This is a genomic window from Echinicola vietnamensis DSM 17526 (genome assembly GCF_000325705.1).
Taxonomy (GTDB): Bacteria; Bacteroidota; Bacteroidia; order Cytophagales; family Cyclobacteriaceae; genus Echinicola; species Echinicola vietnamensis.
Genome location: NC_019904.1, coordinates 4,072,637 through 4,087,931 on the forward strand (window position 1 = coordinate 4,072,637; position 15,295 = coordinate 4,087,931).

General features: G+C 44.4%; 11 protein-coding genes and 2 tRNA genes. 4 read left to right on the plus strand and 9 right to left on the minus strand.

What is annotated here, in order from left to right:
- The first annotated feature begins 3 nt into the window (after window positions 1-3).
- The gene (locus ECHVI_RS16755) at window positions 4-1,881 is read left to right on the plus strand and encodes a DUF349 domain-containing protein (protein WP_015267206.1); all 1,878 of its coding nucleotides are present in this window, start codon (window positions 4-6) and stop codon (window positions 1,879-1,881) included.
- Window positions 1,882-3,040: 1,159 nt separating this feature from the next.
- Here the strand turns inward: ECHVI_RS16755 and ECHVI_RS16765 are convergent.
- The 4 genes from ECHVI_RS16765 to ECHVI_RS16780 form a co-directional block, all read right to left on the minus strand.
- A tRNA-Thr gene (locus ECHVI_RS16765) sits at window positions 3,041-3,113 on the minus strand.
- Window positions 3,114-3,162: 49 nt separating this feature from the next.
- Window positions 3,163-3,235, minus strand: a tRNA-Thr gene (locus ECHVI_RS16770).
- A gap of 179 nt (window positions 3,236-3,414) precedes the next feature.
- Complete coding sequence (locus tag ECHVI_RS16775; RefSeq protein ID WP_015267207.1) at window positions 3,415-4,851, minus strand: OmpP1/FadL family transporter; 1,437 nt, start codon at window positions 4,849-4,851, stop codon at window positions 3,415-3,417.
- A gap of 141 nt (window positions 4,852-4,992) precedes the next feature.
- Window positions 4,993-5,691: a hypothetical protein gene (locus ECHVI_RS16780; RefSeq protein WP_015267208.1), complete on the minus strand. Its 699-nt coding sequence runs from the start codon at window positions 5,689-5,691 to the stop codon at window positions 4,993-4,995.
- 79 nt (window positions 5,692-5,770) lie between these two features.
- Between ECHVI_RS16780 and ECHVI_RS16785 the strand changes: the two genes are divergently transcribed.
- Both ECHVI_RS16785 and ECHVI_RS16790 read left to right on the plus strand, forming a co-directional pair.
- Complete coding sequence (locus tag ECHVI_RS16785) at window positions 5,771-6,295, plus strand: HEAT repeat domain-containing protein (RefSeq protein ID WP_015267209.1); 525 nt, start codon at window positions 5,771-5,773, stop codon at window positions 6,293-6,295.
- Between the two features lie 98 nt (window positions 6,296-6,393).
- Window positions 6,394-6,984: a hypothetical protein gene (locus ECHVI_RS16790; protein WP_015267210.1), complete on the plus strand. Its 591-nt coding sequence runs from the start codon at window positions 6,394-6,396 to the stop codon at window positions 6,982-6,984.
- Window positions 6,985-7,025: 41 nt separating this feature from the next.
- Here the strand turns inward: ECHVI_RS16790 and ECHVI_RS16795 are convergent, their stop codons facing one another.
- The 5 genes from ECHVI_RS16795 to mnmA all read right to left on the minus strand — a co-directional run bounded on the left by ECHVI_RS16795 (window position 7,026) and on the right by mnmA (window position 13,111).
- The gene (locus ECHVI_RS16795; protein ID WP_015267211.1) at window positions 7,026-7,793 is read right to left on the minus strand and encodes an NIPSNAP family protein; all 768 of its coding nucleotides are present in this window, start codon (window positions 7,791-7,793) and stop codon (window positions 7,026-7,028) included.
- A gap of 150 nt (window positions 7,794-7,943) precedes the next feature.
- Entirely contained in the window at window positions 7,944-8,177 is a 234-nt protein-coding gene (locus tag ECHVI_RS16800; RefSeq protein WP_015267212.1) for a hypothetical protein, read from the minus strand.
- Window positions 8,178-8,384: 207 nt separating this feature from the next.
- Window positions 8,385-10,865, minus strand: coding sequence for an ATP-dependent helicase HrpB (hrpB, locus tag ECHVI_RS16805; protein WP_041739951.1), 2,481 nt, complete (start codon window positions 10,863-10,865; stop codon window positions 8,385-8,387).
- Window positions 10,866-11,274: 409 nt separating this feature from the next.
- Window positions 11,275-11,793 (minus strand): DUF2911 domain-containing protein, encoded by a 519-nt coding sequence (locus tag ECHVI_RS16810; protein WP_015267214.1) that lies wholly within the window; start codon window positions 11,791-11,793, stop codon window positions 11,275-11,277.
- A 106-nt stretch (window positions 11,794-11,899) separates the two neighbouring features.
- Window positions 11,900-13,111, minus strand: a complete 1,212-nt coding sequence (gene mnmA / locus ECHVI_RS16815; protein ID WP_015267215.1) for a tRNA 2-thiouridine(34) synthase MnmA — start codon at window positions 13,109-13,111, stop codon at window positions 11,900-11,902.
- Window positions 13,112-13,408: 297 nt separating this feature from the next.
- On the opposite strand from mnmA, the gene ECHVI_RS16820 reads away from it, so the two are divergent.
- Window positions 13,409-15,232: a hypothetical protein gene (locus tag ECHVI_RS16820; protein WP_015267216.1), complete on the plus strand. Its 1,824-nt coding sequence runs from the start codon at window positions 13,409-13,411 to the stop codon at window positions 15,230-15,232.
- Window positions 15,233-15,295 lie beyond the last annotated feature (63 nt).

The window sequence follows — 15,295 nt, forward strand, 5'->3', positions numbered from 1 at the left end:
ATCATGGAGAACGATAAAGAAATATCAGAAGAAAACAAGGTGACCCAAGAGCAGGTAGAAAATACTGATGCGGGTAATCAGCATGAACCGAAAAATGAATCCAGTCAACGTGTCGAAGAGCATCACGATGAGGAACATCATGATCAAGAAGAGCATCATGAAGAGGAGCATCATGTAGATTACGGTAACTTTAGTAAAAAACAGCTGCTATCAGCGCTAAAAGAGCTGCTGGAAAAGGGTAAGTATATCCAGGATGATCATGTGGCCAACGATATCAAAACCCATTATGAGGAAGATCATTTCAATAAAGAAAAGGAAGAGGCGCTGAAGAGTTTTGTCCAAGAAGGCGGGACGGAAGATGATTTTTTCTATAAGCAGAGTGAGGATGATAAAATGTTCTTCGCGCTGTATGGAGAGTATAAGAATAGACGAAGCTCACAAATAAAGGAGCTTGAAGAAACGAAAGAGAAAAACCTCTTTGCCAAAAACCAAATTTTGGAAAGGCTTAGGGAGCTGGTAGATGGGGAGGAAACCACCCACAGCATCAGCACCATCAAAGAAATCCAGCAGGAGTGGAAAGATATTGGTCCCGTGCCCGGTGCACAGAATAAAAATCTATGGGCCTCTTACAATGCCCTTATGGATCGTTTCTATGACAATAGAAGTATTTACTTTGAACTTAAGGAACTTGACCGCAAGAAGAACTTAGAGGGCAAGCTGGAGCTTTGTGAAAAAGCAGAAGCCTTGGACAAAGAAGAGGATCTAAGGACTGCCATTCGAGCCTTGAACGAGCTTCATGAGGAATTTAAGCATATTGGTCCTGTACCCAGAGAGGAGCAAGAGGCCGTATGGCAACGCTTTAAGGCTGCTTCAGATGCCATTTATGCTAAACGGAAGGCTTACTATGAAAGCCAGAAAGAAGTCTTTAAGGAAAATCAGACCAAGAAAGAGGCCTTGATCCAAAAACTAGATGATTTTAAAGATTTCAAGGCCAATCGCATCAAAGAATGGAACTCCAAGACCAAAGAGATTCTGGCGATCCAAAAGGAATGGGAAGCCATCGGTCCGGTACCTAGAGAATGTGGAAGAGAGATCAACAGAGGCTTTTGGGGTGCATTTAAGCAGTTTTTCCATAACAAGAACCTGTTCTTTAAAGAGCTTGATGAAATCAGAAGGATCAATAAAGAAAAGGCAGAAGAGCTTATCAAGGTGGCAGAAGAGCTAAAAGACAGTACAGACTGGCAAAATACCTCCAATGCGCTGATCAAGCTTCAGCAAGACTGGAAAAAGCTAGGTCCCACACCTGAAAAAGTTAGAGACGATCTTTACAAGCGGTTCAAGACGGCATGTGATACGTTTTTTGACAACAGGAGGGAAGCCAACAAAGAGATTAATAAAGAGTTCGATAAGAACTTGGAGCTTAAGGAGGAAGTTTGTGAAAAGATAAAAGCGCTACCTGAAGGAGAAGAGTTTACAGTTGAAAACCTGGAAAAACTGGTGGCAGAGTATAATTCCATTGGATTTGTTCCCCGAAAAAACATCAAAGAAATAGCCGGTAAATTTAACCAAGCGGTAGAAGCTTGCGTAGAAAAGCTGGATACTGATGGTGAGAACAGGGAGGAATTTTTATTCAGGCTGAATCTGAACAAAATCCAGGGTGATCCCAACAGTGATCGGGTGTTCAATAAAAAAGAACATGGAATCAGGAAACAAATAGCTGATCTAGAAAACAATATTACACTTTGGAAAAATAACTTGGAGTTCTTTGCTTCTTCCAAAACGGCTGATAAGCTGAAAAACCAGTTTGATGAGAAAATTGAGAAGGCAGAAGAAGAAATCGATAAGCTGAAGAAAAAGCTGTCTATTCTGAGAGAATTCTAAGCAGTTTATTGCTCCAAATAGAAAGGGAGTGGCTGAATTATTTCTGCCACTCTTTTTTTTGCTGTCCACGTATTTGATGTTTTTTTGGTGCCTGTAAATGGGGCAAGCCATAATATTTCTGGTGAGATGAATTTTGACTCCTACCAGCGGCACGGATGGATATCTGCCCTATAGCATAATCTCCTACCACATGCCTCACCGCAATACTTCGTACTTTGCCACTCCCCGGATGTATTTCTTGATCGGGCTGCCACTTCCTGCGACTTATCTGGTAAACTTAGAGTCATTTTAAGCCACGGATAAAAGGAATGACCACCGATTAGCAATGCCTTAAGCATCCTATCTTTGTTTATCAACGTTCATCCGTGGCCAAGCATCAAACCAGAGGGGCTAGGAATACAATTGGCCATGGGAAAAGGCTAGTCCCAATTTTTCCGATTGATCCCAGAAATATGGATCAAGCAATATTTCTGGGGGGATGAATGTTGACATGGTCTTATAAAAAAAAAGTTCCTATTTACATTTATATCTGCCGTTCTTACGGAACTGACCCTTTTGTGTGTAATCATTTTTGGTGCAGGTTGTCACCTGCCCCTTCTATATGCCCCTCCGCCAAGGGCGGATTAGGCAAGATGCTCAGTTGGTAGCGGATATTCAGGGTTTAACTTCAACCAAGCCAACCATTATACATGAGCAGATAGCTGCGACGGCTTGTACGATCCAAATCAACAAATCATTCTTTCAGGCTAATCCGCCATTCGGCAAGATAGGCTACTGCGGTTTCCAATGTACAAATCGGGGCAAAGTGCCAGCGGCACGATAAATTTTGTAACCTGCGGATTCATCCGCAGGAACTTAAGCGCTCCTCAACCTCCCGAAGGAGTGCCAGCGGCACGGATGATAGCTCCTCTACACGAAATAAGTATTAAATGCGTTTGCCCCACTTGAAAATCATCAGGGAGCACAGAGAATTATTTTATGGGTGGTTCTTTTTTTGCCCAAGCATTATCAACCGTTGATTTAATTGAAATGTAGTTGGCCCTAGTGCGTTCAGTGATCCTCCGGGATTAATTTAAGTATCCTCCAGAAATATTGCTTTATCCGATAAAACCAGGCTTCTCAAAAATAAAAAAGGCAACCAACGAATTGATTGCCTTTGAGCCCCCTGCCGGGATCGAACCAGCGACCTACTGATTACAAGTCAGTTGCTCTACCAGCTGAGCTAAGGAGGCGATTAAATGATAAAGAATTGTTTTAATTATGGCATTTCCATAATTCAAGAGCCCCCTGCCGGGATCGAACCAGCGACCTACTGATTACAAGTCAGTTGCTCTACCAGCTGAGCTAAGGAGGCATAATATACTAAAACCAGTACTTTATTATCGAATTGTCAATTGACTACTCCGTTTTAGCTGAAAATACGAAAGCTTTTCCCCGTATTGCGAGTGCAAATATATATGGATAGGCTTACCAACCCAAACGATTTTAGGAAAAAATTCAGGTAAATGGGTTATCTGGTTAATAGCTAGCGGTTTAAAATAGCTTGTCTTCCAGCTTGTCCACATAATCCTTAAGAAAGGGTACCGAGACAGAAACAATGAATTGCCAGCGGTCCCAGAGCATCCGACCATCACTGGCAATATCCACCACTGAGGGATCATTGCCTGATGGGAAATTAATAGGTTTGTCAAAGTTCGTTTTCCCACTGGTGTGTGTAGCCCCCAATGTGAATTCAGCGCCTTTGAAAGTTAACAGAACACCTCCAGCCAAATGGTAAAAGTTGGCATCAAACGATAAGTTGGTAGCGGTGGGTTCTTGTGTGACGAAACTGACTGAATTGGTAGCGGCAGCATTAAAGTCAGTGCTGAACCCACCGTAGAAACTCACCTTTTGACTTAAGAACCATTCTACACCAATACCTGCATTGGCAATTGCTTTTCGGCCGTCCATGAGGGTAAAATAGATCGTGGAGTCTGATTTGCTCTGCATCTGGTGGGGAGAGGCTTCCAGGATTTTATAGGGATTGATTTTTCCGAAGTATTCTCCACTGAAATGGATCACTTTATTTTCAGCGATATGATAACTTGCTCCCAGGCCAATGGATAATGGCGACTTAAGGTTGATTTCTAGATCGCTCTGGTAGCTATTGGCATAAATATCAGCAATACCGCTTTCATCCGGAGCAGCAAAGTAAAGATGGTATTGGTAGTTTCCTTTTCCGAATAGATGTGCCCTTGGTGTAGTGAGGGTCATGCCAAAATCCATTTTGTCAGTGGAATAGGCAGCTCCCAGTTTTGCGAGTACCCCATAACTTTGGAAGGAATATGCGCGGTTGTAATCATACTTGCTGATATCATTATTTACATCCAGAGCGGTCATGTCAAACATATTTCCTTTGGAAGCTTCAGCCCTTGAGCCAAACAACGAAACGCCAATGCTGAAATTTTCTTTGAGCTTATATGCCCAGCTTCCGCCAAACCAGTGGTCTTTTAGGTTATTGGTCACATTTAATTCACCTTCAAACAATTCATCTTCCGGGACGTTAGGAAGGATGTTCTGAGAGAATTCGTCTCTGTATGAAAACCCGAAATTATTATTGTATCGAAGTAAAATAGCATAGGCAAAGGTGGATCTTGATGTTTCTTTCATGTCGATCGTTCCTGCCGCCAAAGAAGGGGCGCCCCCAAAGGAAGATTGTGTCAAATCCTTCCTGTTGCCAATGGCATCTTCTATTTTGTATGAGTTTAATTCATAGACATCCGCACTGATGATAAAGGCTGGATTGTCAGTAATGGCCAATCTGGCGGGGTTATAATATACTGCACCCAAATCCGTAACACCACCGATGACCGACCCGTTCAGTAGCATCGATTCACTTCCGTAATTCCTTGTCCAGTAGTGGTTGCTCTGGCCGGATGATTCCCGACAAAAAAGGATCAACAGCAAGGATACCAATACGAATGATTTCATGTTTTGGTGGTTAAAATGTAAATGAAAGCATATACGCCACTAGTATAAAATTACTACTCAATGACCAGATTTGTCGTTTTACAGGCTTTAATTGTGTAATGATTTATAAATCATGGCGATAAATTCACTAGTCAATTGCTACTACCAGTCTTCCAAGTCTTCATCGGAAGTACGATTATCTTGATGAGGGGAGACCGCCGAAGCCACTTCATCTTCATAGTTGATCGTAGCTTTTAGCATAAATGAATTGGTTTCCAGAAGGGATTCATAGGTTGGGTTGGCGATGTGCTTGGGAATTTTAAATAGTCTTGAGTCGTCCTTGAAAAAGGGGGGAGCTATTTTGGAACCATATAGGTACGGAACCAATGTGGTGGCCAAGCTCAATCCTATTTTATCGACCCTGTATTTCTCAAAATAATGGAGCAACCGTGTATTGATGGCCTCAAAAAATTCGAGTGTTTCGGCTAACCTTACCCTGGATCCAGCCCTAGATTTACCTTTTGTTTTAAGGTGCTTGATCTGGCTCTTGCCTTGTTTTTTGCGTACCATATAGGCCCTGAATACTTTATGGTCAATGTTTTCTCCATTTTCAAAGTATCCTAGACATGCAATGCCAGACCGGATAATTAACAAAACATAATTGGTTTCTTCCAATTGGTTTTTGGTCATGTCCCAAGGGGAATTCCAAAACACTGGTAGTCGGATTTGGGCAAGTTTTTGACCTTCCTTAAAAAAATATAAGGAGTTTTTCCCTGGATCATAGGTGACTTCATCTGCAAGAGGAGTTACCTTTTCGATCAAAGATTGACAATCTGCCGCAGGGATTAACTTTTCATTCATGAAGGAGAAATTTTCGTTTCTGTATAGGCTTACCGAATAACCAATTATCTTTGTCAAAGTACCGAAAAATTTGAGAAACATGACGCAGGATATTGACTTATTGATCCATAAAATGTGTGACAAGCAGGAGGAAGAGGCGTTTGTCTACGCAGATAAACTTGCTGAAATTGGAGGAGAAGAAGTGCTGGAAAAGCTAATACATGTACTTAAAGGAGAGGACGTGGAGAGTGCTTACCTGGCGGCTAGGGGATTGGCAGTCATGGAAAATAACGATGCGGCACTGGATCCATTGCTGGAGGTGATCCACGATAAAAAGAACAAGGGGCATAACGGTACCTTTGTTCAAGCGCTCGAAGGATTCGATATCAGTGGTAAATTCGTGGATATTCTTCGGATCTATCTGTTTGGAAATTTCAAGGCATCACTTTTGGCGAAGGATTACTTGGACTATACCGAGTTTGACATTACTCCTCGTGTCATTAGAAAGGCGGAAAAGCACTGGAAGCATTTTCAAAATAATAGTGCTAGTGATCAGGAGTATGATATCAAAAAGCAAGAAGTAGAGGAAATCTTGGGTGAATTAAAGGAGATGTTTGACCAATAGCCCATCCCGTTTCATGGAGAAGGTAGGGTAGTCTTCAAGGAATATTTATGAATTGGAGAAAAAGATGGTTAAATTAACTATGTCCAAACTTTACTGCTATGAAAACCTTGATATGTAGTTTTTTTGCGCTTACCTGTGTTTTACAGGCTTACGGCCAACAGATCATTCCTCCAAAGGATATTCAGTTGGAATTGGCTGTTTTGGCCGCTCCTGAGGAAAGTAGGAAAGGGGCCATGGTGTATGGTTATGGTGCCGATGGAGTGCTTACGGTGCTGCGACAAGGTGAAAATGAAATGATCTGTATTGCGGATGACCCCAATAAAGAAGGCCTGAATGTAGCCTGTTACCAAAAGGCCCTGGAGCCGTTTATGGCCCGTGGGAGAGCATTGAAAAAAGAAGGTAAATCGTTTCGAGAGATCTTTGATATTCGTGAGGAAGAGGTGAAAACAGGCGTGCTTAGCATGCCAGATAATGGTGCTACATTATATGTTTTTTCTGCGGATGAAAGCGATGTAGATTGGAGCACTGGCAAGGTGGAAAAGGGAAATTTCCGCTATGTAGTCTATATTCCCTATGCAACCCAAGAAACTACCGGCCTTCCCTTAAAACCAGAAGCACCCGGAATGCCATGGATCATGGATCCGGGAACACACCGGGCGCATATTATGATCACTCCACCTTCTCAATAAGGAAGTCGCTTCACAGTCTTTCGGAGGATAGTTCTTCGTTTTTATAATTCGGAATACGCGGCAGGTTTTAGCAGCGTAATATCTATGTGTGAGACGTTGTTTTGATACTTTTTATCATCTCTGAGCTTGATCCAAGCTTCATCACTTCCAAAGGCTTTCCAGGCCGCTTTTTCAGCATCCATGTTATCAAATGAAGTCATATACATCAAGTTGGGCATTTTAGGGCCTGCAATCACTTCCCCATAAAAAACAGCATTAAACCCTAAACGGTCAAAGATCGTGATTTCTCCGCTGTTAAACATGTCCACTTTGTTGTGAAACAACTGTTCTGTAGGACTTTCATAACTTCTCAGTTCATAAACATGCTGATGCTTTTCTCCATCCAATTTGGGCACATCATAGTGAGGCATACCGCTGAAGGCTTTTAAAAGGATCACTTCCATGCGATCATAGGGAGCTTGGTCATGTGGTGCTTTTTGGTAGTCTTCACCATGAGGTAAGTCGGTCAAATGGAGGGTTGAGGTGATATCGGCATAGGAATTGGCTGATGAGAAGGGAGTGAATACATAGATGCGTTTTCCCGCCAAGCTGTCTCCATCAATCGGTTTGAATACTCCAATGTGTTCGACCCCTTGCTGGTGCATGGCAGGGAGGTAAGCATCGGCTAGAAATTGATCAATTGCAGCCGCTTGAGCAGCAGAACTGATATGGTAGATTTTGATTTCATAAATATCCCTATTTTGGCCATATCCCCATTTTACTGCCGCAAAAAAGAAGCATATGAGCAAACAGGTCATTTTAATTTTCATGGTTGGGTGGTTTTGGTGAATGATTTGTATCCCTTCTAAGATAGGGAGAAATAGTATTGCGAAGGAAATTTTTCAGCCTCTTTATGAACCACTGGTCAAAAATAAAGCCCGATCACTTGTAAGTGCGGGCCTGATATGGTTGGAAATTTTTTAGTCAGTTGATGCAGATCCTGAATCTTTCTTTTTCTTGTCTTTCTCTTGAGGCGGCTCGGGTGGTGTATCGGAAATGTTTCCGAATTCATCCACATAAGCAATCATGTCTTCGAGTTTGCCACTACTTTCCTGTTTCTTTTTCTCCAAGCGATTTTCTAATTTCTCTTTTTTCTTTTTCGCTTTTCGGTCTGCTTTCTGCTTTTTAATAAAACTATTGTTCGATCTTGCCATAAATGATAGTTAGTTCCGACATACAAGCGTGCACACCTATATTCAAACCCTTCACAAAATCATAAGACAGATAAACGAATTAATCCATTACTATTCAGTAATATAGAAATGTTGGAAATAATTTTGTTGAAAATAGGAGGTGAAACGACTTGCTAATTAATTACCAAAGGTCACTAAAAAAGCCCAGTATAACTAACTTCGTTTCGGTTATTTTCGTTTCACACCCCTTACCGCTTCGGCTTTAAAGGGATCTTCGGGCCAGTAGTGTTTGGGATACCGGCGTTTTAGTTCTTTTTTGACTTCGAAGTAGGTGTTTTCCCAAAAGCTGCGCAGGTCCTTGGTGACCTGTACCGGTTTGAATCCCGGGGAGAGCAGGTGGATCAGGACTCCTTGCTTTCCATCGTTGATCGTAGGGGTATCCAATAACCCAAAAAGCTCTTGCAACCTGACGGATAGGACAGGAGGTTCCCCATCTGCGCTATATTGGAGCTTAATGTTCGAGCCGCTGGGGACTTCCAGTCGTGTGGGCGCCAGTTTCTCCAGTAGATGCTGCTGATCGTAGTCAAGACTGTATTGGAGGATTTCCAGGAGGTTCAGTTTTTTGAGCCCATCTGCAGAAGCGATGGAGTCAAGGTATGGTCCTAGCCAAGAGGGATCAGCGAGAAGGGCAGCTGTGGAAATGTCAGGCCATTCTCCGGGAGCTTTCCACTTCCTAAGGCTCATGATCCTGTTTTGCCACTGTTGGACGTTTTCGTTAAAATCCAGCAAACGATCGCCATCTTGTTGGATGGCCTTGATGATGGCTTTGGTTTTAAGGTTGTTGCTTATGGAGGTCAGTGGTTTTGATTGGAGGACAATATGCCCCACTTTCCATTGCTTTTCGGCCACTAACGTCCCATTTTTAAGGTCCCAGTCGACCATTTCGATTTCCTTTACCAGGGATGCCAGGTCTTTAGGATTTAACGGTGCAGCCATAAAGATCTTGCCCATCCCATCCCGGGCATCCACATGGGCAATGCTGAGCCAAGCTTCATGGGCCAAGTCATCCTTGTGGTGCATGCTGGCGATTTTGCCATTGGTCATTTTGAACTGGGCATTATTGCCGGGCCGCGCATGAGCGATGCGCTCCGGATAAGCATATGTCAGGATCAATCCACTCTCATAAGGATCGAAAGGGCCATTTTCTTCAGCAGCACCAAACAGCCTGCGGTAATTTCCCGCCACTTTTTCCAATCGGTCGAAGCCCTTTCCTTGTTTATTGATTCCACGGTGCCTGCGGAGCTTTTCCACTCTTAAGTTTATATCGACACCCGTTTGTGCGGGCAAAGGGTCTTTTTCCTCTAAGATAGCCGCTATATCTGTGGCCAAGGCCAGGTTTCCATCTTCCTCGGCTTTGATCAGCATATGCGCGATGCGGGGATGGCATGGTAAATTGCGAAGGGCTTCCCCGTGGGGAGTGAGTTTTTGGTCCTCGGTAATGGCTCCCAAATGCTCAAGCAACTCTTGGGCTTGGGAGAGGGCTCCGGCTGGAGGAGGGGTGAGCCATGTCATGTGGGGAATGTCCTTAATGCCCCATTGTACCAAGTCCAGACACAGGGATGCCAAGTCCGCTTCCATCATCTCAGGGATGCGAAAAGGTAGGAGGCGGTCATCCGTGGCTTTGGTCCAAAGCCTATAACAGGTCCCGGGACCTAGCCTGCCTGCCCGGCCGGCCCGCTGTGCTGCAGCATCTTTGGTGATTTTAACGGTTTCCAGTTTAGAAAGCCCTGACTTAGGGTCAAAGCGTGACGTCCTGCTAAAACCACTATCTACCACGATGCCAATGCCTTCAATGGTGAGACTGGTTTCTGCAATGGACGTGGCCAAAACAACCTTACGTTTTCCTTCTGGATGTGGCAGAATGGCCTGCTGTTGCTTTTGAGGGCTGAGTTGACCGTACAGGGGGAGGACCTTTACCTCAGGTAGCATGGGCTGTAGCAATTCCAAGGTTTTGCGGATTTCACCTTGCCCGGGCAGGAAGGCGAGAATGTCTCCAGCTCTTTCCTGGGAAGCCTGTTTGATGGTCTGCGCCATTTGTGCTGGGAGTGCCCATGGGTTAGCATCCTGCGTGTGAATCACTTCCACAGGGTATTGGCGGCCATGGCTTTCCACTATTGGCGCTTGTAGAAGATCCGAGAGTTGTGGCATGTCCAATGTAGCGGACATCACCATGATTTTAAGATCTGGGCGAAGTATTTGCTGGACTTCACGACAAAGGGCCATGGCGACATCTGCATGGATGTTGCGCTCGTGAAATTCATCGAAGATGACCAAGCCTACTTCTTCGAGTGCATTGTCATGGTGGATCATTCGGGTCATGATGCCTTCGGTCAAGACCTCGATTTGCGTGTCTTCCGTCGCTTTGCTTTCGAACCGGATCCGATATCCTACTTGATGTCCCACCGGCTGCTTCAAGAGACTGGCCATTCTTGTGGCAATGGATTTGGCCGCAAGTCTTCTTGGTTCCAGCATGAGGATTTTTTTCCCTTTCAGCCATGTTTCTTCCATAAGGGCAAGTGGCACTACGGTACTTTTCCCAGCACCGGGAGGTGCGTGAAGGATCAAGGTATGGTTACGTTCTAATTGTTGCTTTACCTGTGGAATGATTTCCAATACAGGCAAGTTGATGTTAGAGGGATCGAAAGTCACACTTATGTCGTTTAGTCCCCAAAGGTAAGTGGCAATGACGGTTAATTCAACCTGAAAAATCCTTTGATGGTGGTCTTTCGATCTTAACTGAGCATTACCATCAGCTTTAGCAAAGTTTTGGCAAACCATCTTTAGCAGTGCCTAAATAGTTTTAAGGCTTACCATGGGCCTTGTCCTTGGCTGTGTGATCCTTTTCTGACATAGTAGATAGCCTTTTTTAGAGAAGCCAATCCCCGTAATAGGGCTTGATCCGAAATCTGCAGCCATGATAGGAGTGGGCCATAAGAAATGTTGTTGGAAGGCTTATAAAAGTAAAAAGCTGCTTGGAAAGTAGGCTTCTTTTACCAACATGGCGCAAGAAACAAACAGACCAAACAGCCTTTCCATAGATGGGTTTTTCTGATCGGGGTTACTCGATATGGGCTTTGCCCTTTCCATACTCCCAGCGGACTTCAAATCCATCGTCCACTACTTCATACACCAATTGCTCTTCCATGGTGGAAGTTTGCTGGGACGGAATGGTCACGCGCAGGACGTCTTTGGATTCTTCATAATCATATGCCCCCCATTGCTTGGCAACACTGTTGAAAATAAATACCGATTCAGTCTCTCCAGGAATGATAAAGAAGCTGTATTTTCCAGCTGGCAATGTTTCCCCTTCAATTTGGATATCTTTATCCGTTTCGAAGGTAGTGGCATCATTTGCACCGGCTCTCCATACTTCTCCGAATGGGACCAAGTCACCCCAAATTACCCGGCCTCTTGCACTGGGAGCGTGGTAATCAATGGTAATGGTAGCACCATTTATCTCACCTGTAGCCGTAGCAGGTGGACTTTTGGGCTTTTCTTCTTGGGCAAATGTGGCAGTACTGATCAGTAATGCCAATGCAAGTAAAAAACTGCAGTGTGTAAAATTAGGTTTTTTCATGTTTCGTAAATTTTATCCATGAATATACTTAAAACACTCCGGAAAACAGGTGCTCAAAAGGAGTTTTTCTACTATGAATTTTGCTCCCAGGGATGTTTCCTCCCTTTTATGCGATTACTCCAGAACCGATGCTTTCATCGCCCTCGTACCAAGCCACAAATTGTCCAGCTGCTATTCCCTTTTGAGGCTTATCAAAAAGGACGTACAGCCCATTTGCTTTCATGACCAAAGTGGCCCCGCTTAGCGGTTGCCTGTAGCGGATTCTGGCCATATACCTTTTGGATTGACCGGGAGTCAACCTTAAGTCATCCCTGATCCAGTGCACATCTTCTGCCGGTACAAACAGTCCATTTCTGAGCAGTCCGGGGTGATCTTCCCCCAGTCCGGTGAAGATGATATTTTCCTTGGTGTTGGTTTCTATGACAAACAACGGCTTGCCTGTTCCTCCTACATTCAGCCCTTTTCGCTGTCCTACGGTGAAGTAATGGGCACCGTTATGCTCGGCGACTTTTTTGCCTTGCTGGGCTTGATGCTGTACGGGCAGGCATATTTGATCAAGGGTTTCCTCGTCCAAGTCATCCGCTTCCATTCCCGCTGGAATTTGCTGCTGCTGATAAATGGACAAATCCTCAGGTATGATGATGATATCTCCCTTTTTGGGTTTGAGTTGCTGCTGGAGAAAATCCGGTAACCTCACCTTTCCGATAAAGCAAAGCCCCTGGCTATCCTTTTTATCTGCCGTTACCAAGTCTTGCTCTTTGGCTATTTTCCGTACCTCGGATTTTTGTAGGTGTCCAATGGGAAACTGGGCTTTTGCCAATTGATCTTGGTTGAGTTGGCACAGGAAATAGCTTTGGTCTTTATTTAGGTCAGCGCCCGCCAGCAATTGATAAACTGTCTTGCCTTCCACTTGGGTTTCACCTTTCTGGCAATAATGACCAGTGGCCACAAAATCAGCTTTAAGCTTTTTGGCAGCCTTGAGGAAAATGTCAAACTTAATTTCCCGGTTACACAGGACATCAGGGTTTGGGGTACGTCCTGCTTTATATTCGGCAAACATATAGTCTACGATCCGCTCTCGGTATTCCTCGCTCAGGTCAATGGCCTGAAAGGGGATGCCCAGTTTTTCAGCTACCAGCATGGCATCTGTGCTGTCTTCCATCCATGGACATTCATTCGAAATGGTGACCGATTCATCGTGCCAGTTTTTCATAAACATACCGATGACTTCGTAGCCTTGCTCTTGCAGGAGATAAGCGGCAACAGAACTGTCGACCCCTCCGGAAAGGCCGACAACAACTCTTTTTTTCTGGTTCATGATGTTTTACGTTTTCAAGGGTTCAAGGCCCTTGAGGTGTAGTAAATGCGTTTTTCCAAACCCGGAAAAACGGCCTTGGTAGCTTAAACCGTGCGATCATCGGGTAAAGTTCCTTTGGCTTCCCAAATTTAACTAAAATCCACAAGTTAATATAATGCCTATGATGAAAATGGGGAGGGGTAGCCACAGGAAACATGTTGAAGTTTTTATGATTCTTATCACTTTATATCCTGAGCATTGAAAGGATTTTTCCCGTGTAGAGACCATACATTTGTTGATCGCTAACTTGTCAAAACTATGATCAACCCCCTCAATATTCATTCTTCAAATTGCTCACCCCATTCTTTTCATATTCCCGTTATGGGGCTGGGATTTACCATTGATACACCGCTAAAAGTGGCCAGGTATGGAATCGACAGTGTGGTATCCATCATGGAAGACCACTTGGTAGAATCCATGCGGAAAATCCACAGCAGGAAAAATGCTGTACCGTATATTCCCATCAAGGAAACCGATCATGATGCCCGGGCAAAGCGCATCACGGCCTACTTGGACTTATTGAAGGGCTTGGTAGACAAGCAGGTAGAAGCACTTAAGGAGAGCTCTTTCGAGGAGAAGGATTCGGAAATAAACCGGTATTTTGCCTTGCTTCCGGAAGATCATCCAAAACATAAGCTTTACCGTGTCATGCTACAGGCTACTTGTTCCATGCGATCTGAGCTGCAGGAAAAGTTAAGGAATATGGTGGTTCCCGGTAAGATCCATGTCAATATCATGACGAAAGTAGATAAGAGAAATTATGATGAGGATGGTCAGGAATTGCCCCGGGAGTTTTCAGATGGACTGGCAGCGCTAAGGGGTTTTGCCAACAGTAAATTACGTTCATCAGTAGTGTTTTCTGCGGGAATGAATCCTTCATTGTACGGATATTTGGAAGAATTTGAAAATTTTTATCCCGCTGACGATGGTCTTCCGGCCAAAGGCGTGATCCTGAAAGTAAGTGACTTTAGGTCCGCCCATGTCCAAGGGAAGTTTTTGGCCAAGAAAGGCATCTGGGTGGAAGAGTTCCGCTTGGAATCCGGCCTGAATTGCGGTGGACATGCCTTTGCAACGGATGGCATGCTGATGGGACCAATTTTAGCTGAATTCAGACAAAATAGGACAGAGCTGAATGCGGAGTTAATGGCCATTTGCCAGCAAGCGCTTCAGGAAAAAGGCAAGCCGGCGCTGGCTGCTCATCTTCGGTTTAGGCTGACCGCCCAAGGTGGCGTGGGCACACATGAAGAGCACCAACTTCTAAGGGCAAGTTACGGTGTGGATAGCGTGGGTTGGGGAAGTCCGTTCCTGTTGGTTCCTGAAGCTACTGCTGTGGATCAGGAAACCTTGAATCGGTTGATAACAGCAAAAGCCTCTGATTTTTTCCTGAGCCATGCTTCTCCATTGGGCGTACCGTTCAATAACCTAAGAACCAGTAGCGGGGAGGTGCAGCGAAAAGCAAGGATCGAAAAGGGCCGTCCAGGGAGTCCATGTTATAAAAAGGTCTTGTCTTTCAATACCGAATTTACCGAAAAACCCATTTGTACGTCTTCTCGCCAGTATCAACATCTTAAGCTAAAGGCCCTTGAATCCCAAAAGGGCGAAAAAGGTTACCAAGAGGCTAAGGCACAGCTACTGGAAAAAGATTGCTTGTGTGAAGGACTGAGTGCACCGGCAATTTTGGCTGAAGGGGAAAAGCCGGCCCGAAACCTCAGTGCTGTTACCATCTGCCCAGGCCCAAATTTGGCCTATTTTAAGGGGATTTATTCACTAAAGGAAATGGTGGACCATATTTACGGGAAAGCCACCATCCAACTAACGCCCCAGCGGCCTCAGGTATTTATTAAGGAACTTCAGCTGACCATGGATCATTTCAAAAGTGAATGGAAGAAACTCCAAGAACATTTTGAACAAAAGAAAGTGGTGGCGCTAAAGAAATCCAAGACCAATTTGGAACGTGGAATTGGCTATTATCAACACTGGCTTAACCAAATCATTCAGGTTACGGAGGTGGAAAGGAGCAGCATGCAACATGCTTTGGAAGAAGCTAAAAGGTATTTTGCATCCGTTTCCCTGACGTCATAAAAAAAGGTGACGTTTTCATAACGTCACCTTTCCATCTTAGACGATTGTTCTATCGTCGTTTAA